This window comes from Streptomyces sp. NPDC059851, assembly GCF_042732005.1.
GTDB lineage: Bacteria > Actinomycetota > Actinomycetes > Streptomycetales > Streptomycetaceae > Streptomyces.
Window position 1 is genome coordinate 19,134 of record NZ_JBHWJJ010000074.1, and the last position, 18,524, is coordinate 37,657.

An 18,524-nucleotide genomic window follows, 5' to 3' on the forward strand; every position below is an offset into this window, starting at 1 on the left:
GCATCAGCTGACGGTGGGCTCCACTCTCGCGCGCACCACGATGTCCCGCACCGCACGGCGCGCACCATCCGACGATGCGCGGCACTCTCGCCGGCACCCGGTGCCGCACCCGTACGGCACGGGCCCACGCGCCCCACCCACCTTGACCAGGTTCGGTCCCACCCCTTGACCAGGTTCGCCACCGGCACGTTTCTCCTTGACACAGCAGGTCGCTGCCGCGAGATGTGTGATAGGGCTCGCCAACGCGGCCGCGCACCTGGTGCGGTGCACGGTGGTGCGCGTCATGGCCCCGGTGCGATGCGGTGCGGTGCGGTGAGCCTCCGCCAACTTGAAGTCGCAGGTCAAAGGGCTGGTGTGTGACCGGTTCTCAGAGTGCTTGTACTGGTCGTGGGCGGCAGTCTGTGAAGGAGATCGCCTGTCGGAAGGGGATTCTCCGGCATCAGCGGCGGGTGTGGACAGTGTCGGAGTCGGTCGCCGGCCCCTTCCGGCCGATAGGGCCGGAGCCATGCGAATCGACCATCACGGCGCTCTGCCCCGACTTGACCTTGGACTTGACGCAGGCGCACTCGACCAGAGGGCTGGTTTGCTGTCACGGAGCGGCCGAGCAGACACTTCTCCCCTCACCGCCAGTACGCAATTATTCAGCCATCTGAGGATATATTTAGTCTTCTTGTAGCCATCTGTGGTGTTTGCCCCCATCAGGTGAACGGGACGGGTAGGTTCTCGATCTGGTTCGGGAAGCGTTGCGACGTACCCGGGCTGGAGTTCTTTCACTGGGGGAGCGGGGCGCGTCCTTGCCGGGCTGTAGACACGGAGCGACGTGGCTGGAGACCTGCAAGAGGAGTAGCGGTCCGCCTGAACTGGAGGGGAAGTCACATGGCCGAGATCGATCTTGGACTGGCGACGGACTGGGACGAGGGCGACACCCATGGCCGCATCAAGCTGCGGCCGAACCAGATCTACCCGAACTCACCCAAGAAGGACGTGCTCATTAGCTCGCCGGTGAGCATCGAGCTGTCGGTGAACACGAACTACTCCACCTCGCAGGAGGCGGACAAGATCTACTTCACGACCCACCACGGCTCCACGAAGAAGGTCATCGCGGTACTCGACTCCGACGGCAACCTGCACATCGCCGGCCGTCTGATCACGGAGCAGAAGGACCTGTCGTATTAGTAAGGGCAAGACACTCACTCTCCCTCGGCCCATCAGGGTGGGCGAGTTTCAGAGGGGCTTGAACAGCATCCAGCCGTTCAAGCTCGGCTGACGACCTAGTGGAGGCGGTGGCATACTTTGCCACCGCCTCCACCTCTACGATCCTGCGCATGGTGGATCCCGAGCTGCTGGAATGGATCACCGCGCGCCGCGCGGAACTGGACGAACTCGAAGAACAGCTGGCCAAGCAGCTGGCGAAGATGCGAGCCGAGCGGGACGAACTTGCCGTCGCCGAAAGGGTCCTTGAACGGGTGTGCGAGCAACTCGCCGAAGAACGCGCCTCGGCCGCACCGATGCCCGGGCAGGTGGGCGGCCGGGCGGTGATGCTGATTCCGCACCGCACGACGGATGTGGAGGAGACCGCGCTCCCGCCGGACTACCAGCGCATCCTCGCCGCCGTGCGGGGGGCCGCCGGGCCGGTCATGGCCCGGCAGGTCGGTGAGATGTTGGGAGCGGACGTCAGTGTGCGGGCCAAGCTGGAACCACTGCGCGGGAGACTGGTCAGACTTGTCGATCGCGGCTGGCTCCGGAAACTCCCCGACGGCCGGTTCACCACTCGCCTGTGACCAAAAGGCCGGTGGCCAGAGCCGTGGGGCGCGGGCGTAACCGGGGCATCCTCGGGGGCCGTTGGAACGGTGTGACGAACCCCAAAGAACGCACCTGCTCGCTTGTCTACAGGTGCCGTCTGCCGCTGTCCACGCACACCGTCAACCACCTCGCCGACCTGCTGCGACGCCACCTGAAGGCAATAAGGTCCAGGTGGCGGATCCTGCCGCCCGGGAGGAATCGCGGTAATCGTCCTTGCCGTGCTGCGTCACGACCAGCGCCTGGCCGACATGGCCGGTGGAAACAGCGTGTCCGAGTCCACTGTCCGCCGCTGGCGTGACGAGCTGATCGGACTGCTCGCTGCGTACGTGCGGCAGATGACCGCCCATTGCCCGTACCTGGCCCCCTCCCTCCAGCAGGGCCTCACCACCTGGACGGTCTTCCAGGCCGACGGCGAGCCCGCGGTGGTGGAGGCGGAGCTCTTCCACGCGGGCGTCCAGGCCGCGGAGTGGCTGCGCCCGTTGCTGAACCGGCCGCACGGCGGACTGCGGTGCGAGAACATCGTCCTCCTCGGCGAGGTCCCCGGTGCAGCGCACCGGGACCTGCTGGCCTGGCCCCACTGGGTTCTGTAGAACCTCTACGGCCCCGTCGGGATCATGTTCGGCAAGTTCCATGCGGGCGAGGAGGAGACCACCCGGGCCGGCGACCGGATCCCGGCTGCCCCTGTCTCGTTCCTCCCGTGAGGGCCGCCGTACGCCGCCGCGACCCCCGCTTCCTGGCCGCGACTCCGGAGCTGGCGGCCGCGCTCGCCGTTGCCGAGGACGACGGCCGTGACCTCTTCGAGTACGTCCCCGACCAGTGGAAGGAGATCAAGACATGGGCCGAGCGCTTTCTCCCCCCGGTGAAGCCCTCACCCGTCTCACCGAACAACTCGGCGATCCCCTCACCGCAAGCCTCCTGAGCTACCGGCGCGGCTCCCGGGCCTGGAAGATCCAAGGCCCGGGGAGCTGTGGCCCTGAAGGCGAACAGCCCTGAGGAAGACACGGCCCGGGACAAGGCCGCCGAGATGGCCCAGGAGGACGAGCACCTCCTCCGCCTCACCGAGGCCGGGGCCCTTCGCCCCGACTACCGCATCGACGCCGGCCCTTGGGACGGTGGCCGGTGGCTCGCGGTCGGCTGGGTCGACGGCGTGCCGCTGTGGCGGGCGCTCGCCCTGGCCCGCGGCCCCGAAGGCGACCGCCCGTCGGTCAGGCCCTGGCTCCAGCAGATCGCCCGCACCTGGGCCGAGCACCTGGCCGGCATGCACACCGCCAGCTGGGCCCACGCCGACGTCCAGCCCACCAACACCCTCATCACCCCAGGCGGCCGCGCCGAGGTCATCGACTACGCCCTCGCCTGCGGCCCCGAACCCGATGGGCGCCTGCCGTACCGCGGCGCCCTGACCCACACCACCGCCCCCGAGATCGCGACCGCCGTTCTCGCGACCCCGGCGGACACACACGTTCAGGCGCAGCCGGCCGCTGACGTGTGGAGCCTGGGCGCCTCCTTGTTCTGGTGCTGGACCGGTCACCGCCCCGTCTCCTACGACGACAGCCTCGACCGCCCGGACAAGCTGGCCGCCATCGCTCAAGGCCGCCCCACGCCGCTGGCTGACGTACGGCCCTGGCTGTTCCCCGACTTCGAAGCCGCCATCACCGCCTGCCTGGCCCCTGACCCCGCCGACCGCCCCACCGCCAAGGAACTGATCGCAGCATGGTGACCCTGCGCGCCCTGACCCTCGACGACGCCCCCGCCCTCACCCGCATGTACAGCGGAGCCTCGGTCCGCTACACCACCGGCCGCGCGCTTCCCCTCGACCAGGCGCAGGAGAAGATCCGCAGCGCCCTTGTCCGGGCGGCTGAGACGCCGAGGGCGCAGTGGAGTTGGGGCATCCTCGCCGCCGACGAGATGATCGGGCTCATCGCTCTGCGGCGACGCTCGCCCGTCATGGGGACCATCAGCTACATCCTGCGCGAGGACACCTGGGGCAACGGCTACGCCACCAACGCCGCCACACAGGTTGTCTCCTTTGCCTTCACCACCGCCGGCCTGGAACGGGTGGAAGCCATGCACCACCCCGCCAACCCGGCCTCCGGCCGCGTCCTAGCCAAGGCCGGCTTCACCCGCACCGGCACCACCGACCACCCCGCCGCCGACGGCACCGCCGTGCCGTACGAGACGTACGCGCTCCAGCACCGGACAAACTGAAGGCCCCGAAGAGGGTTGCACCGGAAGGGGGCTGGAGGGTTGTCTGCACGGTTGCATTAGGCGGGGGACCGCAGGTGTGACCGGAGGTGGGACCCTCCGAATTCGATGATCTTCCGTTTGCCCAGGTCAGCGGGCGTGGGCAAGCCCCTTTCGCAAAACGACACCTCTTTCCCACGCGATAGCCGAGGGGAAGAGGTGTCGCGCTGGCTGCGTCCGGAGTCCGGCGAGGGGAGAGCGCCGGCCCTTGCCGACGGTGCGGAGCTGCGCCCAGTCGACCTCGGGGTGTGCCCCGGGGAGGTCGTCGACGTGGCCGGCGTCGAAGCGGGGAACGGTGACGGCGCCGGCCTTGCTTGCGCCGACCCGAGGCGATCACCGGCGCGATCACCGGCACCCTAGCCCGGCCCCAGCTCCTCGTCCTTGGCCGCCACGACCACCACGGCCGCCTCCGCACCATCGGCCGCACCGTACCGCTGCGCCCGGATGCGGCCCAGCAGGTTGCCGAGCACCTCGCCGCCGCTGGCCCGGAGCATCCGTGGACCGGGGTGAAGTTCTCCTCGGCGTGGGGAGCCGCGAAGTCCTCGACGCGGTCCTTGTTCGGCCCGACCTCGTTGCGGAGATCAGTGCCGACGTCGCGATCGACCGTGGGGGCGTGTACCGGCATCCGCTGCGGTACGTGCGCCTGCGCTTGGACGCGAGTGTTGAGGACGTGCCTCGGTTCGGTGGAGGCACGGCCGCAGCGGCACGCTGAGCGGGGGACTGCCCTCCGGAAAATCCATGGGCCTTGACCCGTCTCGTATCTCTAGGCTCACTCTGTGCGGGCGGCGCCCTGGTGCGCCCGCGGATCCGATGTGGGAGGGCCTGCTGTGATGCCGATCTACCTGTCGCCCGAAGTCCCCGGTTGGTCACCGCGAACGGAGGCGGACCTGCAGTCCGCCATCGACGGCGGCCTCCTGGAAGAGAGCCACCGCCTGGACCTGAAGCAGGCCCTACACGCGACGAAGGGCGACAACAAGGAGCTCGCCCGGGACATAGCCTCCTTCGCCGTCGACGGAGGAACTCTGATCATCGGAATCGGCGAGGACAAAGAGAACCGCACCTTCTTCCTCACCCCGCAACCGCTCAAGGGACTGGGTGAAAGGGTCGAACAGGTCGCGCGTAGCTTGCCCGACCCGCCGCTCGCCGTCGTCACGACCGACATCCCCTCCGCATCCGACGAGGAACAGGGCTACCTCGTCGTCCACATCCCCGCCAGCCCGGCCGGGCCCCACATGGTCGACGGCCGCTACCACGGCCGCGGCGACAAGACGAAGCACGTCCTCTCCGACGCCGACGTCGTACGTCTTCATGAACGGCGCCGCTCCGACGACCAGGACGCCCTGGACCTTCTGCAGCAGCAGATCGAAGCGGACCCACTCGCGGGGTTGGAGAGCAATCCCACCTGTTCCTCGTAGCCCAGCCCCTGGCCGCCCCCCGCGACATGTTGCTGAAGTTCACCAGCGACCCGCAGTGGGACCAGCGCCTGAACGAGCTCATCGCCCAGGCCCACACCCGGACGGTCAACGAAGCCCTCCACCCGCACCAGGTAGCCCCCGCGCTCTCCGGGGACGCGAGCAACGGCCACCGGCGCACTCGAGGCGTAGCCAAGGCATCGCCAAACATCGGCCCCGGCCGCGAATACACACCCAGCGGCGGCTGGGGGGACGAGAATGCCATCGAGCTCCACGTCCGTGAAGACGGCGGACTGCGCCTCTACAGCAGCCGGCTGTCGGACGCGACCAAAGAGGGCGAGCAGCAGATCATCGCGGCGGCCGCAGTGGTCAAAACCCGCCGCCTGCTCGCACTGATCGAAGCGGCCGCGAAGGAGGGCGGCTACTTCGGCAACTGGGCCGTCGCCATGGGGGCCACCCGCCTCAAGGGACGCCGGGCCCACGTCAGCGGCGGCTCCGACTTCGGATTCGGCTCAACCGCCCGCTACGACGAAGACACCTACACCGAGTCCACCACCATCACGTGGGCCGAACTGACCGCCACCCCAGGCGCGATCACCCTCCGGCTGACCAGGCCGCTGCTGCGCGCCCTCGGCGTTGAGCAGCACTTCCAGAAGGCACTGAGCGACCCTGCACAGGGCCAGACGGAGTAGGCAGCTGATCACGGTGCTGGAGCAGTGACAGCACGAGGCCCCGGGCGCGGCAGTCCGGGGCCTCGTGCCGTGTCGTCTCCGGCCTAGCTCTAGCGGCCGACTCACCACCTACTCCGCTGAGTCAGGGCTGCTGGATCCACCAGAGGAGCCATCCCATGACGCTCGCGCCTAGGGTGCCAGCCGCGCCACGGACGATGCCGTGGCCCGCCGAGCGGGCGAGGGAGCGCAGGCGACGGCGGAGGCCGGCGTCTAGGAACTGGTGCAGCCGGGCCCGGGTGCGGAGCCAGGAGTGCCGTATCCGGGTCTTGTGCTGGTGGTGCCGGGTCGACGCCGGCTGGACGGTGCCCGTAGGCTCGATGTCGGTACTGATGGTTCCTCCCCAATGGAGTGGGCTGTTGGCTTCTTCACATGGGCGGCTCCCTGCTGGAACAGGGGGCCGTCGCCCTTTTCCGGGGCGGCGGCCTGCGCCGCGCCCAACCCTGTCGGGCCGGGAGTCGTAGGGCCGGGGACGCAGTGGCGTCCCGGCGGTGTTCATCGCGGGGCTGCAGCCCCCGAGAGCACGGGGATACGGGAGCCGAGCCTCAGCGCGGTGAGGGCGATGCCCTCGGGGGTCCACGCGGCCTCCGCTGCCTCGAGCTCCTGCTTGTTGACGTTCAGGTCGAACGGTGCAGCGAGTGCCCAGCGCACACGCCTGCTCTGGCCGAAGACGGAGGACCCGTCGAGATACTGCTCGGACAGGAACTCGTACAGCAGCCCCTTCGCCTTCAGCTCCTCGATGCCGCGCCCGACCGTCGACGGGGAGACCCCGTCCCAGAGCGCGTACTCCCTGGCCTTGTGCAGGACGAAGGACCGGCTGCGCTGACTCATGAGGATGAACAGCATCGCCTTCGCCGGGATGTCCAGGGACCTGTAGTAGCCCTGCTCCCAGTACGCGAAGGGCACCTTGAAGTAGATGTCCTTGCGGGAGCCCTCCGCGTTGCCTGACGGCCGCGTGTACGGGTTCCCGGAGCCGTCCTCGAGCAGCTTGGTGATACGGGTCATCCGGCCGTCCGACGCTGTGCTGATCAGCTTCAGTTCCTTCAGCTTGGCCAGGTGCCGGGAGACCGCGGCGCTCGCCGTGCCGTCGGTGGCGAACGAAATCCCCGCGGCTCGCCCCCAGGTCTCGGAGCGACGGGTGACGCCCCAGTCGGCGCGCGCGGCGACACAGTGGATCAACAGCAGGAGGTCCAGCCGCCCGGGACTGCGCAGCAGCTTGGGGAACGGGCCGGGCCGCGTGACCAGGCGGGGCCGGGGTCGGCGTCCTGGATGAAGGCGCGCCGGATCGGTACGGCACGGCTGTAGCGCTTGGACTCGCCCAGCAGCATCCGTATCGTGTCGTCCTGGCTCACAGCCTTGTCCCGCTGGAGCACGGTCAGTTCGGTGTTCACGCCGCCAACTATGCGCCCCGGTGCGCATGGGGCGGGTGTTGGTTTCGGGTGCGCCCGCTGGGCTGGCCACTCGCCCAGCTTGGCTTATCGGAAACCATGTGAACACTGATGACCCCGGTAGGAAACATCTGTACGCCTAAAGCCGCAGGCAGATCGGTATTCGGCGCTTAGAACTGTTGCCTTTTCAGATCAGAATCCATGATGGTCTGGACGCGGACTCTTGAGAACTTCGCTTCGTGACTCCGTGCTTGGGAGAAGACGGCGCGCACATGGGGCAAACCCCGCACGTTGTAGTCCCAGGCGACATAGATGCCTACGCCGGGGTACACCCCTTCAGCACGCCAGGACTACGACGGGTCGGCTTCAGGCCCGGAACGAGTGCTGACAGCGCGAGACCCCGAGACGCATGTCCCGGGGCCTAGTCGCACGCGCTGTCACGCCCAGTCCACGCCCAGCTTCGCGAGCGAGGCGAGCTGGCCGGCGGTGAGCTTGTCGCGCCGGCTCTTGGTGTCGGACACCCACACGCCGAGCTTGACGATCACTGGCTCTGCCTCGCCCTCGACTGTGATCTCCTCGCCGTGTGCGCGGGGCACCGGCCGGTTCGCACCCTCCCGCTCCATCCACTGCACGCCGTCAGGCCGCGCTGGAATGCCTGCTGCGCCTTGGTCGGCCCCTCGCCGGTCCGCACCTGCAGAATCCGTCCATCACCTGCCGGTGATCCCGCCACCTTGCCACAACGCCTGTTACTGACCGGCAGGAACGGCTGTAGCCGTTCCCACTCGGCATCACTCAGATCACCCCGCCTCATGTCCACATCAACGACCCGGACACGAAGGAGTCACATGAGCGACCAGACAAGTCTTAGTCAGCCGGCCGTCCGGCTGAAGAGACGGCCTCCCAGGTCGACGCCCGTGACACGGCCGTCGGCGTCGCGGGTGAAGAAGCCGCGCTGGCCCGCGAGGGTGCCCTCGGTGAGGACGTACTCGTCGGTGTCGCCGGGCAGGAAGCCCATGGCGGCGGGGGCGATGTCCGGCGGCATGTCCGCGTCCGAGGCCTGGCGGATCGCCGGCTTGATCTCCACGGCGAGGGTGAGCCGCTGCCCGTCGGTGGCGATGTCTAGGTTCATGGCGTCGATCTCGTAGCGCCCGGCGACCTCGCGGGCGCGGGTCTCGTCGTACGGCACGGGCTCGGGGTCCTTCTCGACCAGGCCGAGGAAGTGCGCGAAGGCGGCGCGGACGACGGCCTGGTTGAAGAGGTAGCCCTCCTCGCTGTTGGCGAGGGTCACGACGGCGAAGTCGTGCTCGGGCGCGAGGTGCAGTTCGGCGTACTGTCCGTTGCCGGATCCGCCGTGGCCGATGGTGCGGACGCCGTCGACGGCGCGGCGGAACCAGCAGATGCCGAAGCCGTCGCCCATCGTGCTGCCGCGCAGCGGCGCCGTCTCCTCGCGCATGCCGTGCAGGGTGTCGGCGCGCAGCAGGCCGTCGCCGTCGCCCAGGTGGAAGCGGGCCCAGGCGAGGAGGTCGGTCGTAGTGGAGGCGATGCCGCCGCCGGGGTTGTCGCCGCGGGTGCCGGCGCGGAAGGCCTTCCAGGGGCGGGCAGCCTTCAGTTCGCCGTCCTCGCCGTGGACGTGGCCCGTGGCGAACGCCCGGACCATAACGTCGTCGACGTCGAAGACGGTGTCCGTCAGGCCGAGCGGCTCGAGGACGAGGGCGGCCACGGCCTGCTCGAAGGTCCGGCCGGTGACGTTCTCGACGATCCGCCCGGCCAGGTTGTAGCCGGCCTGGCTGTACGAGGCGCGGGCGCCGGGCTCGGCGATCAGCGGGAGGCGGTCCAGCTTGGCGACGAACGCGGCCAGGGAGCCGTCCTCGCCCTCGGCGTCGATGAGGTTCCAGTCGAGGCCCGCGGTGTGGTTGAGCAGGTTGAGGACGGTGATCCGGGCGGCGGCCTCCTCGTCGGCGAGGACGAGCTCGGGCACGTAGCGCCGGACCGGCGCGTCGAGTTCGACCCGGCCCTGTTCGACCAGGCGGAGGAGGGCGGTCGCGGTGAAGGTCTTCGAGATCGACGCCAGGTGGAAGACGGTGTGCTCGTCGACCGGGCGCGGGTGGGCGAGGCTCGTGACCCCGTGGTTCACGAAGGCCGTCCGGCCGCCGGCCAGGACGCCGACGGAGGCGCCGGGCACGCCGTGCTCCTCGGCGAGGGCCGCCACGATCGTGGCGAACTCGGCGAACTCGTTCGCGCGGTCCTGCTGGTCCTGCTGCTGCATGACGGGTTCCCCCTGGGACTTCGGTTCGGGCCCGGTTCGAACACGGGCTCCTTGAACTAAGTGCAAGAGCACTGTAGGCCCTCGCTGCACTAAGTTCAAGTAGAGTCCGGGAATGGCGCGAAACACTCTCACCCCCGACCAGATCGTCCGCGCGGCGATCGAGCTGCTCGACGACGAGGGCCTCGACGGCCTCAACATGTGCAGCCTCGGCGCGCGGCTCGGAACCGCCGCCACCGCCGTCTACTGGCACATCAAGACCAAGGACGAGCTGGTACGGCTCGCTGGTGACGCGGTCTGGAGCGAGGTCGAGCTGCCCGACCTCGACGCGACGGGCTGGCGGCCGGCCGCCGCCGCCACGGCCGGGAGCATGCATGCGATGCTCACCCGGCACCCGTGGCTCGGCCAGGCCTTCGGCAGCCACCTGCTGTACGGCCCCGGCAAGTCCCGGCACGACGACCACAGCCTCGCCCTGTACGAGAAGGCCGGCTTCGCCTCCGCGGACGCCGACCGGGCAGCGGCCACCGTCTTCGTTTACGTCCTCGGCAGCGCGCTGGGCGCCGCCGCGCAGGTCTCGCTGACCCGCCGGCTGGGCAAGAGCGGCGACCCGGAGAAGGAACTGGCCGACACCATGGCGGCGGCCACCGAGGTGGCCATGAACTTCCCCCGTCTGCGCGAACGTCTGGGGAGTACGGCCGCCACCGAATACCTCGCGGCCCCCGACCGCACCTTCGAGTTCGGCCTGGAGACGATCCTCGACGGCTTCGAGGCGCAGCTGGCCGAAACGAACTAGGCCCAATACCGGTGACTTTGTGTGGTGTGGGTCGTTGGGTGTGGTGTGCCAAGGCCTGGGCAGGTGAAGTCGTCTTCGGGTGAGCGGTTGTCGGACCGGATCGCGCTCGGTTTACTCACGCGGGTGTTCCCGCCCGAGCTGGTCGATGAGGTCATCGAGCAGTGCGGGCGAGTCGAGCAGCGCCGTCGGCTGCTGCCCGCCCGGGTGGTGGTCTACTTCGTGCTGGCCATGTGTCTGTTCTCTGGGCAGGGCTATGAGGAGGTCGCCCGGCTGCTGACGCAGGGCCTTGAGCGGGCCCGCCGCTGGGAGGGTTCGTGGCGGGTGCCGAGCACGGCGGCGATCGGGCGGGCCCGGCTGAGGCTGGGCCCGGAGCCGTTGCGGGAGCTGTTCGCCCGGGTCTGCCGGCCGGTGGCGACCGAGGAGACGGTCGGTGCCTGGTATCGAGGGCTGCGGCTGGTCGCGGTCGACGGTACTACCTTCGACCTGCCCGACACCGAGGCCAACGCCGGATTCTTCGGACGCCCGGGATCGGGTCGCGGACAGGGCCGCGGCGCCTATCCGCAGGCCAGGCTCGCGGTGCTTGCCGAGTGCGGCACCCACGCCGTCTTCGCCGCGGCCACCAGCCCGTTGGCCACCTCCGAGCAGTCCCTCGTCCCACGTCTCCTGCCCTCTCTGCGGCCGGGCATGCTGTTGCTGGCCGACCGGGGAATCACCGGGTTCGAGCTGTGGCGGGACGCCGTCGCCACCGGCGCCGACCTGCTGTGGCGGGTCCGCAAGCACGTGGTTCTGCCCGTGCTGGCCTCGTTCGACGACGGCTCCTACCTCTCGGAGATCGTCGCCTCCACCGACCGGTGCCGACGCGCCAGCCCGATCCGGGTCCGCGTCATCGAGTACACCCTCGCCAACGGGCCGGACGCGACGGTCTACCGCTTGATCACCACCCTCGCCGACGCCGGGGCCGCCCCGGCCACCGAGCTGGCCGCGCTTTACGCCCAGCGGTGGGAGATCGAGACGGCCCTGGACGAGATCAAAACCCACCAGGGCGGCCCCGGCCTGGTCCTGCGTTCCCAGCATCCCGCCGGCGTCGAACAGGAAATCTTCGGCATCCTGCTGGTCCACCACGCGCTGCGGGATCTGATGCACGAGGCGGCCCGTGACGAAGGCTGCGACCCGGACCGGCTCTCCTTCACCCGCACCCTGCGTATCGTCCGCCGCCACGTCACCGGCCAGGCGGCGTTTTCCCCCCTCCCGGCTCGCCCGCGCTCTCGCCGACGCCCTGCGTGAGATCCGTCAGCGCCTCCTGCCACGCCGACGGGCCCGAACCAACCCCCGCGTGATCAAACGAAAGATGGCCAACTGGAAGCTCAAGCGGGCCGAACACCGCAACCCGCCCCGGCCGGACACACCTCACGTCACCCTGGTCGAGCCAACCAAGACTTAGCCGGCCCACCGGAAAACAACCTAAATCACCGGTATTGGAACTAGGCCGGATCTCCAGTCCGGTGGAGGGCAGGCCCATCGCCGGCTGATGGCTGTCGGGCAGGACGGAGGCTCCGTAGTACTCCGAGGCCGGGAAAGCCGGTCACATGGGGAAGGGGGCCAGCAAGTCGGCAGTAAGGATGCTGGAATGCCAGGAGGTTTCGCCGGTGAATACCGACGAGCTGGAATGGGCCTTGATGAAGGCCGAACGCCGGGTCCTGGAGATCCAGACCAAGCTGCACCGTTGGGCTGCGGATGATTCTCATCGCATGTTCGACGACCTGTTCAACCTCGTGGCCGATCCCGCCTTCCTGTTGGTGGCGTGGGATCGTGTCCGGGGAAACAAGGGTGCCCGCACGGCAGGAGTGGATGGAAAGACCGCCCGCTCTATCGAAGCCGGGCAGGGGGTCGAGGCATTCCTCGACAAGCTGCGGACCCAGATCAGAGACCGCAGCTTCCATCCGGTTCCTGTCCGTGAGCGGATGATTCCCAAGGTGAATGGCAAGCTTCGCCGTCTTGGGATTCCGACTGTGGCGGACCGGGTGGTCCAGGCTTCCTTGAAACTGGTGCTGGAGCCGGTGTTCGAAGCGGATTTCCTCCCGTGTTCCTATGGGTTCCGCCCGAACCGCCGAGCCCACGATGCGATCGCCGAGACTCGCTATCTCGCCAGCCACGGATACGAGTGGGTGGTGGAGGGCGACATCACGGCGTGCTTCGACGAAATCTCGCACCCGGCTCTCATGGCTCGGGTGCGGAATCGAATCGGGGACAAGCGGGTGCTGTCCTTGGTGAAGGCGTTCTTGGAGTCCGGGATCCTGTCCCGGGACGGAGCCTTCACGGACACACGCACCGGGACCCCGCAGGGCGGGATCCTGTCACCGCTGCTGGCCAACATCGCGCTCTCGGTCCTGGACGAGCACATCGCCCAGGCCCTCGGAGGACCAGATAGCACCTCCGAGGATCGGCGCAGGAGACGGCGCCGGGGATTGCCCAACTATCGGCTGGTCCGGTATGCGGATGACTTCCTCGTACTTATCTTCGGGCGTCGTGAGCATGCCGAGGAACTACGCGACGAGACCGCGGAAGCGTTGAAGCCGATGGGCCTTCGCCTGTCGGTGGAGAAGACAAACATTGACGAGGGCCTTGATTTTCTCGGATGGCGCATCCAGCGCCACCGGAAACTGGGCACCGACCGGCAGTACATCTACACCTATCCGGCACGGAATTCAGTGCGTTCCGCGACGGGCAAGGTGAAGGAGCTGACCGGACGGCAGAACGTCGGCTTGTCGCTGGACTCCCTGCTCCACCGGCTCAACTCGGTGTTGCGGGGATGGTGCGCGTACTTCCGTCCCGGAGTGTCGAACGTCGCTTTCTGTTACCTCGGCCACTACACGTGGATGAGGGTGACGCGATGGATCCGGAGAAAGCATCCTGGGATCACTTGGAAGCAGCTCCGCCGACGTTATTACGGCGGCGGCTGGTGGCCTGCCATGGAGGAAAGGGAACTGTTCAACCCGGCAAAGGTAAGCACGACCAGATACCGATACCGGGGAAAACTCATCCCGACCCCGTGGCCCACTACGGCATGAGGAACTGAACACCCCGAAACGGGACTTGTGGAGAGCCCGGTGCCCGGAGACGGGCACGCCGGGTTCGGGAGGCGGCTCGGGGAAATCCACTGGTGGAGACACCGGCAGGGCGCCCCGAGTCGACGTCACCGACTGCTCCTGAGTGCTTGAGTCGATTAATCGCTCGCTCGACGGTATTGCGCTTCTTGTACCGCTCTTCGTCGAAGCCGGGGGGCCGTCCGCCGCGTGAGCCTGTGCGTAGACGTGTGGCCTGGCTGTCTGACTTCTCCGGAATGGCGTGCCGGATGCCTCGATGTCGCAGGTCCTGGCGGCAGGGCCTGTTGCTGTACGCCTTGTCGGCCGCGACGCTCTGCGGTCTTGCGCGGCCTGCCCGGCCCGCACCGTGGGACGCGGATCTTCTCCAGCACTGGTGCGAACTGGGTACAGTCCGCCCGCTGCCCCGGCGTGGTGACCAGGGACAGCGGGCGGCAGCGTCCATACGCGCTCAGATGGACTTTGGTGGTGAAGCCGCCGCGCGAGCGGCGTGGCCGATCCTGCCTCCGGGCGCCTCCATCCGCATACGCTCGACAGTTCCGAGTACGGAGACGTAGAAATCGATCGCGGCCGCGGCTCCGTCGATGCAGAGGTACGGCGTGACCCGCGGATATCCCTCGGGGATGGGCTCGACGGCCACCGGACTCGGCACGACCGCTACACGGCCAACAAGCATCACAATCGACCGCAAGGAATTGGCCAGCAGGATCGGTGACAGTGTTCTTACCGGCACCCCGAAGGGCCAGACTGTGGTCGGTCCGGCCCTGCGGGCGTGCTGTCGGGGTGTGTCAGCCGAGGCGGCCGACGTGGATGACCACGATGGTGACGGTGGCCTCGGTGATTTTGTACAGGACCCGGTAGCGGCCGACGTGCATCCGGCGCAGGTCCGGGGAGCCGTACGGTGTGGTGCCCTCGGGCCGGGGCTGGTCGGCCAGGAGGTCGACGGCGTCCATTAGCTGCCGCAGGCCCTCGGGGTCGTCCTTGAGGAAGCGGGCGGCCGCGTCGATCGCGGGCTCGTCCCAGACGATCGTGAAGGTCACCCGCGCTCCAGACCGAGCCGGGCGCGGACGTCACCGTGCGGGACGGCCGCGGCGGCGCCGGCGGACTGCCGCTCCCGGTACTGGGCCAGGGCGAGCGCGTCCTCGAGGTCGGCGAGCTCCTGGGGGTTGATGAGCACGGCCGCGGGCTGGCCGTGGTCGGTGATGGTGATGCGCTCCCGGGCGTGGGACGCACGGCGGACCAGCGAGCCGAACTTCGCCCGCGCTTCGGTGATCGGAAGAGTCTCACTCATGACAGAACTGTACACTTCCCGCGCCTTGCGACGTCAGTGTGCGAAGCCGTCGGGGAACAGCGCGGCGAGGGTGGCGGGGAGCTCGTCGAGTTCGGTGAGGGCGGCGGCGAGGTCCTGGCGAGCGCAAGCGAACTGTTCGGGGATCTGGTCGGCACGCTCGTCCTCAACGGAGAACACCGCAGAGCAGGCCAGCAGGTCCAGGAGGGCGAGCCTCGAGGCCCGGGCGGCGGCCGCAACGAGGGGACCGGCGATCTCCTCGAAGCGTGCATCCTCCGCCGGCGCCTCGACCGCCGGCCGCACGGACACTGGCTGGGCCCTCACCGCCTCTCCCCCTGCCGGACGCTGGCACGCGGAGTCGGGACCCGCTCGACAGCCGCCCGCACCCGCCCCGGATCGGGAAAGCGGTAAGGCCCGGAGGACTCCGGGCTGCGGTGGCCCATCAGGGCCTGCACCTCGTCCGGCGTACCGCCCGCGTCCACGACGTTCAAGCAGAACGCCCGCCGGGCCATGTGCGGACCCACCCGCCGCCCCAGCCCCGCCCGCTCCCCGAGCCGCTCGAACAGCTCCCCGATCGCCTCCGGCGACATCGGCGCCACATCGGCGCGCGGAACAGGTTCACCAGCAGGAAGTCGACGCCGCCTTGGCCCTGCAGCCGATGCCGTTCCTCGTAGTACAGGTCGAACGCGGACACCGTCAGGAAGTCCAGCGGCGCCACCCACGCCTGCCGCGACTTCGACCAGGCTCCGTTGGAGTTCTCCCGCCGCCGCACATGCACGTGCGCCCCTGGGTGCTCACAGCCCAGCCCCCGAGAGTCCGGCAGCAGGTGCACGTCGCCGCGCCGCAGTTCGGCGGCCTGCCCGCGGCGCAGTCCCACCCGGCCGAGCAGCAGCACGACCAGGCGGTCCCGCGCGCTGCGGCACGCGGTGAACATCGCCACCAACTCGGCGTCCGCCGCCCGGTCCACGTCCGCTTCGGGCTCCCGCAGACGGTGAACCGGCCGCAGCCGCAAGAACAGTCCACCATCCTCGCCCGTGGCCTCCACCGGAAGATCACGGCTGTCGGCCAGCTCGTAGATCTGGCCGAGCACCCCGCGCGGGGCCTCGCCAGCGGTGACCGCGTACGACAGCAGCCCCCGTACCGCGACCAGGACGCGGTTGATCCGCCGCTCGCCCCGAACAGGCTCCGACCCCGGACCGGGCTGCACCACCACCGCCCCACCGTCCCGAGGCGCCGGCGTGTACTTCAGCCAGACCATGAACAGGCCCAGATCCCGCCCTGCCTCCGCCCATTGCCGGCCCGTCGCCCTGCACCACCTCAAGTACAGGGCGGCCCCATCGGCGTATACCTTCGTCGTCAGCTCGGCCCGGTCCCGCCCGAACCGAAGGTTCCGCAGCCAGTGATCAGTTACGGGAACGACCTCCAGGTCGTCATCAAGGACCGTCCAGTACCTCTGCCCGGACGGCATCACCACGGGAAACGCCCGCATCAGCAACTCCTGCATCGAGTCGTGCAACAACCCGCCGCAGAGCCACACCCCCCGAGAACGAGTCCCAGGAGCTCAACGAACCCACCTCACTCCACGTCACACCACAGGCAGCGCACCCCCAGAGAAAAAGGCGAGGCACCCACCCCGTACCGGCAGGTCGGGGTGTGGCAGCGCGCGCAAGGGCCGGTTTGGCTGGGCGCCCATGTGACGGGCTGCGGTCTGGCGGGGGAGTCGGGGGTGGTCATGGCTGCTCCTGGACCGGGTGGAAGACGTCATTCCTATTAGATCCGATGTTCGATTTTGGGGGCGAGTGCGGCGCGGACCATCCCACCTGGCCGGGTGTGCGGCAGGCCACATCGGCGCGGGTTGCGGGGCTAAGGGGCCGATGGTGTAGCGCATGCGCGAGATTCCCCCCACCCCCGCCCCGACCTGGGGTTTTGCGGGACTTGCGGGACTAACCCCCCGCTGCTCCACAGTGCGGATCGCTCCTCCAACCGGAGGGGCGATCCGCGGTTTCACGTAAGGAGAGTCCTGGCATGAGCACGACAGAAATGGGCGGAGAGTCGACGGGCGAGGACCCCGGGCGGGAGCCGGCCGGGCCCGCCGGGGAGCCGGCCCCGCGCCGCCGCCGGCCCGGCGGGCGCCAACTGGTCGCGACGCTCGCCATTGAGATGGCGGGGGCCGCGGTGTCCGCGTGGGCACCGGAGTGGTCGGAGGTGGCGCAAGCCTTGACCGCGGCCGCGCGGGTTGCTGTACGGCTCCGCCGGGGCCGGGGCGGGTGGCCGCGCGGCTAGCAGCAACCACTGATGGTTCGCACCCTCCTTCCGGGGTGCGGACCATCAGCGCGGAGCGAGATGCTCAGACCACCGATGTCGGCAGTACCGGCCGCGACGGGATCCGCCGACCGGCTGGCGCGCCATCTGCGGCAGTTGGCCAGTCCCACGCCCGAGTCCTGCAAGGACCCAGTCAGGGTCGGCGTCTGACGCCTTGGATGGGTGCCCTACTCGTCGGCGGCAGGGGTAGCAGTGGCCGTCACTGAGCCTTTTCAGCGCTGCCGCTCCAGGGTGAGGACGGCCTTGGTGATGACGGTCATGCGGTTGGGGCTGACGCGGGACCTGCGGAAGATCTGCCAGCACTTCAGCCGTGCCATGCCACGTTCGACAGGGGCCCGGGTTTGCGCGAGGCGCGGTTGACGGTGCGCTGGGTGGGAGTGAGCTCCCCGCCGGGCGGTCGTTTGAGGCCGGTGGCGACCCAGGCTCCGGCGCCCGTGTAGGCGCGATCGGCGAGTATTGGGACGCCCTGGAGCTCGCAGATCCGGATGATGCGGTGGGTGCGGGCGGCGGTCAGGTCGTGGGTGCGGCCCGGCAGCGCGGGCGAGATCCACAGCACCTCACCGGAGGGGTCGGTGACGACCTGGACGTTCACGCCGTGCCGGCGGTGCTTGGCCGAGTAGTCCGCCCGGCTGTCGCCGACGCGGTCGCACTCGGCGAGGGTCCCGTCCAGCAGGACGAACTCCGGGTCGTGCTCGCGCAGCGTCTTGAGCAGGCCGGGAGCCCGTTCGGCGAGCAGGCCGGTCACGGCGGTGACATACGCGTGGGCGGTGCCGACGGATATCCCGAAACCGGATGCGATGCGGGAGAGGGTGTCGTGGCGGCGTAAGTACACCAGAGCGACGAGCGCACGCCGGTGCGGCGGGAGCTTGCACCGCCGGTCACCCTCGCGGGTGACGATGAGCATCGTGACCCACTCGACCAGGGCGTGCGGGAGGTCGAGTGCGGCAGGATAGGGAACCAACAGGGCTCCTGTGCCGATGGGTTGAGACTTCGAACACCTCCCTCAACGGCACGGGAGCCCTGTGCGTTGCGAACCCCTCCCTCACCCCGGCCCCGTCACCCGATCAGTGGCCACGCTGAAAACGCTCACTGAGCTTCTTCAGCGTTGCCGCTCCAGCGTGAGGATGGCCTTGGCGATTGACGTCATGCGGTTGGGGCTGCACCGGGACCTGCGGAAGATCCGCC

The 18,524-nt window shown here is 69.1% G+C and carries 22 protein-coding genes and 2 pseudogenes; 12 read left to right on the top strand and 12 right to left on the bottom strand.

Annotated features, from left to right (window positions below):
* The first annotated feature begins 876 nt into the window (after positions 1 to 876).
* The 6 genes from ACFV7Q_RS23605 to ACFV7Q_RS23630 all read left to right on the top strand — a co-directional run bounded on the left by ACFV7Q_RS23605 (position 877) and on the right by ACFV7Q_RS23630 (position 4,008).
* Positions 877 to 1,176, top strand: coding sequence for a DUF6342 family protein (locus tag ACFV7Q_RS23605; protein ID WP_385431258.1), 300 nt, complete (start codon positions 877 to 879; stop codon positions 1,174 to 1,176).
* A 149-nt stretch (positions 1,177 to 1,325) separates the two neighbouring features.
* Positions 1,326 to 1,781, top strand: coding sequence for a hypothetical protein (locus ACFV7Q_RS23610; RefSeq protein WP_385431259.1), 456 nt, complete (start codon positions 1,326 to 1,328; stop codon positions 1,779 to 1,781).
* Positions 1,782 to 2,021: 240 nt separating this feature from the next.
* Positions 2,022 to 2,393 (top strand): hypothetical protein, encoded by a 372-nt coding sequence (locus tag ACFV7Q_RS23615; protein WP_385431260.1) that lies wholly within the window; start codon positions 2,022 to 2,024, stop codon positions 2,391 to 2,393.
* A gap of 107 nt (positions 2,394 to 2,500) precedes the next feature.
* Positions 2,501 to 2,722 carry a hypothetical protein gene (locus ACFV7Q_RS23620; RefSeq protein WP_385431261.1) on the top strand — a complete coding sequence of 74 codons (222 nt, stop codon included), beginning with the start codon at positions 2,501 to 2,503 and terminating at the stop codon, positions 2,720 to 2,722.
* Positions 2,723 to 2,770: 48 nt separating this feature from the next.
* Entirely contained in the window at positions 2,771 to 3,520 is a 750-nt protein-coding gene (locus tag ACFV7Q_RS23625; protein WP_385431262.1) for a protein kinase, read from the top strand.
* On the top strand, positions 3,514 to 4,008 hold the full coding sequence (locus tag ACFV7Q_RS23630; protein WP_385431263.1) for a GNAT family N-acetyltransferase: 495 nt from the start codon (positions 3,514 to 3,516) through the stop codon (positions 4,006 to 4,008). Before ACFV7Q_RS23625 ends, ACFV7Q_RS23630 begins: the two co-directional genes overlap by 7 nt.
* Positions 4,009 to 4,400: 392 nt before the next feature.
* Here the strand turns inward: ACFV7Q_RS23630 and ACFV7Q_RS23635 are convergent, their stop codons facing one another.
* Positions 4,401 to 4,538, bottom strand: a complete 138-nt coding sequence (locus ACFV7Q_RS23635; protein ID WP_385431264.1) for a hypothetical protein — start codon at positions 4,536 to 4,538, stop codon at positions 4,401 to 4,403.
* A gap of 336 nt (positions 4,539 to 4,874) precedes the next feature.
* On the opposite strand from ACFV7Q_RS23635, the gene ACFV7Q_RS23640 reads away from it, so the two are divergent.
* Positions 4,875 to 5,459 (top strand): helix-turn-helix domain-containing protein, encoded by a 585-nt coding sequence (locus ACFV7Q_RS23640; protein WP_385431265.1) that lies wholly within the window; start codon positions 4,875 to 4,877, stop codon positions 5,457 to 5,459.
* A 26-nt stretch (positions 5,460 to 5,485) separates the two neighbouring features.
* Positions 5,486 to 6,148, top strand: a complete 663-nt coding sequence (locus ACFV7Q_RS23645) for a hypothetical protein (RefSeq protein ID WP_385431266.1) — start codon at positions 5,486 to 5,488, stop codon at positions 6,146 to 6,148.
* Positions 6,149 to 6,679: 531 nt separating this feature from the next.
* Here the strand turns inward: ACFV7Q_RS23645 and ACFV7Q_RS23650 are convergent.
* The 4 genes from ACFV7Q_RS23650 to ACFV7Q_RS23665 all read right to left on the bottom strand — a co-directional run bounded on the left by ACFV7Q_RS23650 (position 6,680) and on the right by ACFV7Q_RS23665 (position 9,838).
* Complete coding sequence (locus tag ACFV7Q_RS23650; protein ID WP_385431267.1) at positions 6,680 to 7,363, bottom strand: hypothetical protein; 684 nt, start codon at positions 7,361 to 7,363, stop codon at positions 6,680 to 6,682.
* Entirely contained in the window at positions 7,360 to 7,575 is a 216-nt protein-coding gene (locus ACFV7Q_RS23655) for a hypothetical protein (protein WP_385431268.1), read from the bottom strand. Before ACFV7Q_RS23655 ends, ACFV7Q_RS23650 begins: the two co-directional genes overlap by 4 nt.
* A gap of 434 nt (positions 7,576 to 8,009) precedes the next feature.
* Entirely contained in the window at positions 8,010 to 8,168 is a 159-nt protein-coding gene (locus ACFV7Q_RS23660; protein WP_385431269.1) for a hypothetical protein, read from the bottom strand.
* 272 nt (positions 8,169 to 8,440) lie between these two features.
* Complete coding sequence (locus ACFV7Q_RS23665) at positions 8,441 to 9,838, bottom strand: serine hydrolase domain-containing protein (protein ID WP_385431270.1); 1,398 nt, start codon at positions 9,836 to 9,838, stop codon at positions 8,441 to 8,443.
* A gap of 112 nt (positions 9,839 to 9,950) precedes the next feature.
* On the opposite strand from ACFV7Q_RS23665, the gene ACFV7Q_RS23670 reads away from it, so the two are divergent.
* The 3 genes from ACFV7Q_RS23670 (at position 9,951) to ltrA (ending at position 13,696) form a co-directional block, all read left to right on the top strand.
* Complete coding sequence (locus ACFV7Q_RS23670; RefSeq protein WP_385431271.1) at positions 9,951 to 10,628, top strand: TetR/AcrR family transcriptional regulator; 678 nt, start codon at positions 9,951 to 9,953, stop codon at positions 10,626 to 10,628.
* Between the two features lie 45 nt (positions 10,629 to 10,673).
* Positions 10,674 to 11,912 (top strand): IS4 family transposase, encoded by a 1,239-nt coding sequence (locus tag ACFV7Q_RS23675; RefSeq protein ID WP_385431272.1) that lies wholly within the window; start codon positions 10,674 to 10,676, stop codon positions 11,910 to 11,912.
* Positions 11,913 to 12,274: 362 nt separating this feature from the next.
* Positions 12,275 to 13,696: a group II intron reverse transcriptase/maturase gene (ltrA, locus tag ACFV7Q_RS23680; protein WP_385431273.1), complete on the top strand. Its 1,422-nt coding sequence runs from the start codon at positions 12,275 to 12,277 to the stop codon at positions 13,694 to 13,696.
* 145 nt (positions 13,697 to 13,841) lie between these two features.
* Here ltrA and ACFV7Q_RS23685 read toward each other — a convergent pair.
* The 6 genes and pseudogenes from ACFV7Q_RS23685 to ACFV7Q_RS23710 all read right to left on the bottom strand — a co-directional run.
* Positions 13,842 to 14,217: pseudogene (locus tag ACFV7Q_RS23685) on the bottom strand (transposase); the annotation flags it as partial.
* Positions 14,218 to 14,517: 300 nt separating this feature from the next.
* On the bottom strand, positions 14,518 to 14,769 hold the full coding sequence (locus ACFV7Q_RS23690) for a type II toxin-antitoxin system RelE/ParE family toxin (RefSeq protein WP_385431274.1): 252 nt from the start codon (positions 14,767 to 14,769) through the stop codon (positions 14,518 to 14,520).
* Positions 14,766 to 15,020 carry a type II toxin-antitoxin system Phd/YefM family antitoxin gene (locus ACFV7Q_RS23695; protein ID WP_385431275.1) on the bottom strand — a complete coding sequence of 85 codons (255 nt, stop codon included), beginning with the start codon at positions 15,018 to 15,020 and terminating at the stop codon, positions 14,766 to 14,768. The genes ACFV7Q_RS23690 and ACFV7Q_RS23695 overlap by 4 nt, the downstream gene beginning before the upstream one ends.
* A 33-nt stretch (positions 15,021 to 15,053) precedes the next feature.
* Positions 15,054 to 15,341: a hypothetical protein gene (locus tag ACFV7Q_RS23700; protein WP_385431276.1), complete on the bottom strand. Its 288-nt coding sequence runs from the start codon at positions 15,339 to 15,341 to the stop codon at positions 15,054 to 15,056.
* Positions 15,338 to 15,607: a tyrosine-type recombinase/integrase gene (locus tag ACFV7Q_RS23705; protein WP_385431277.1), complete on the bottom strand. Its 270-nt coding sequence runs from the start codon at positions 15,605 to 15,607 to the stop codon at positions 15,338 to 15,340. Before ACFV7Q_RS23705 ends, ACFV7Q_RS23700 begins: the two co-directional genes overlap by 4 nt.
* On the bottom strand, positions 15,505 to 16,506 hold the full coding sequence (locus ACFV7Q_RS23710) for a site-specific integrase (RefSeq protein ID WP_385431278.1): 1,002 nt from the start codon (positions 16,504 to 16,506) through the stop codon (positions 15,505 to 15,507). The genes ACFV7Q_RS23705 and ACFV7Q_RS23710 overlap by 103 nt, the downstream gene beginning before the upstream one ends.
* Before the next feature lie 536 nt (positions 16,507 to 17,042).
* Here ACFV7Q_RS23710 and ACFV7Q_RS23715 point away from each other — a divergent pair.
* Complete coding sequence (locus ACFV7Q_RS23715; RefSeq protein WP_385431279.1) at positions 17,043 to 17,300, top strand: hypothetical protein; 258 nt, start codon at positions 17,043 to 17,045, stop codon at positions 17,298 to 17,300.
* Between the two features lie 251 nt (positions 17,301 to 17,551).
* Here the strand turns inward: ACFV7Q_RS23715 and ACFV7Q_RS23720 are convergent.
* Positions 17,552 to 18,300, bottom strand: a pseudogene (locus tag ACFV7Q_RS23720) (transposase family protein).
* Positions 18,301 to 18,524: the final 224 nt, after the last annotated feature.

Excerpts from the sequence above, each read along its gene's own strand:
- ACFV7Q_RS23695 (WP_385431275.1), bottom strand. The coding sequence starts at position 15,020 with ATGAGTGAGACTCTTCCGATCACCGAAGCGCGGGCGAAGTTCGGCTCG.
- ACFV7Q_RS23635 (WP_385431264.1), bottom strand. The coding sequence starts at position 4,538 with ATGCTCCGGGCCAGCGGCGGCGAGGTGCTCGGCAACCTGCTGGGCCGC.
- ACFV7Q_RS23645 (WP_385431266.1), top strand. The coding sequence starts at position 5,486 with ATGTTGCTGAAGTTCACCAGCGACCCGCAGTGGGACCAGCGCCTGAAC.
- ACFV7Q_RS23630 (WP_385431263.1), top strand. The coding sequence starts at position 3,514 with ATGGTGACCCTGCGCGCCCTGACCCTCGACGACGCCCCCGCCCTCACC.
- ACFV7Q_RS23670 (WP_385431271.1), top strand. The coding sequence starts at position 9,951 with ATGGCGCGAAACACTCTCACCCCCGACCAGATCGTCCGCGCGGCGATC.
- ACFV7Q_RS23705 (WP_385431277.1), bottom strand. The coding sequence starts at position 15,607 with ATGTCGCCGGAGGCGATCGGGGAGCTGTTCGAGCGGCTCGGGGAGCGG.
- ACFV7Q_RS23610 (WP_385431259.1), top strand. The coding sequence starts at position 1,326 with ATGGTGGATCCCGAGCTGCTGGAATGGATCACCGCGCGCCGCGCGGAA.
- ACFV7Q_RS23715 (WP_385431279.1), top strand. The coding sequence starts at position 17,043 with ATGAGCACGACAGAAATGGGCGGAGAGTCGACGGGCGAGGACCCCGGG.
- ACFV7Q_RS23710 (WP_385431278.1), bottom strand. The coding sequence starts at position 16,506 with ATGCGGGCGTTTCCCGTGGTGATGCCGTCCGGGCAGAGGTACTGGACG.
- ACFV7Q_RS23640 (WP_385431265.1), top strand. The coding sequence starts at position 4,875 with ATGCCGATCTACCTGTCGCCCGAAGTCCCCGGTTGGTCACCGCGAACG.
- ACFV7Q_RS23605 (WP_385431258.1), top strand. The coding sequence starts at position 877 with ATGGCCGAGATCGATCTTGGACTGGCGACGGACTGGGACGAGGGCGAC.
- ACFV7Q_RS23665 (WP_385431270.1), bottom strand. The coding sequence starts at position 9,838 with ATGCAGCAGCAGGACCAGCAGGACCGCGCGAACGAGTTCGCCGAGTTC.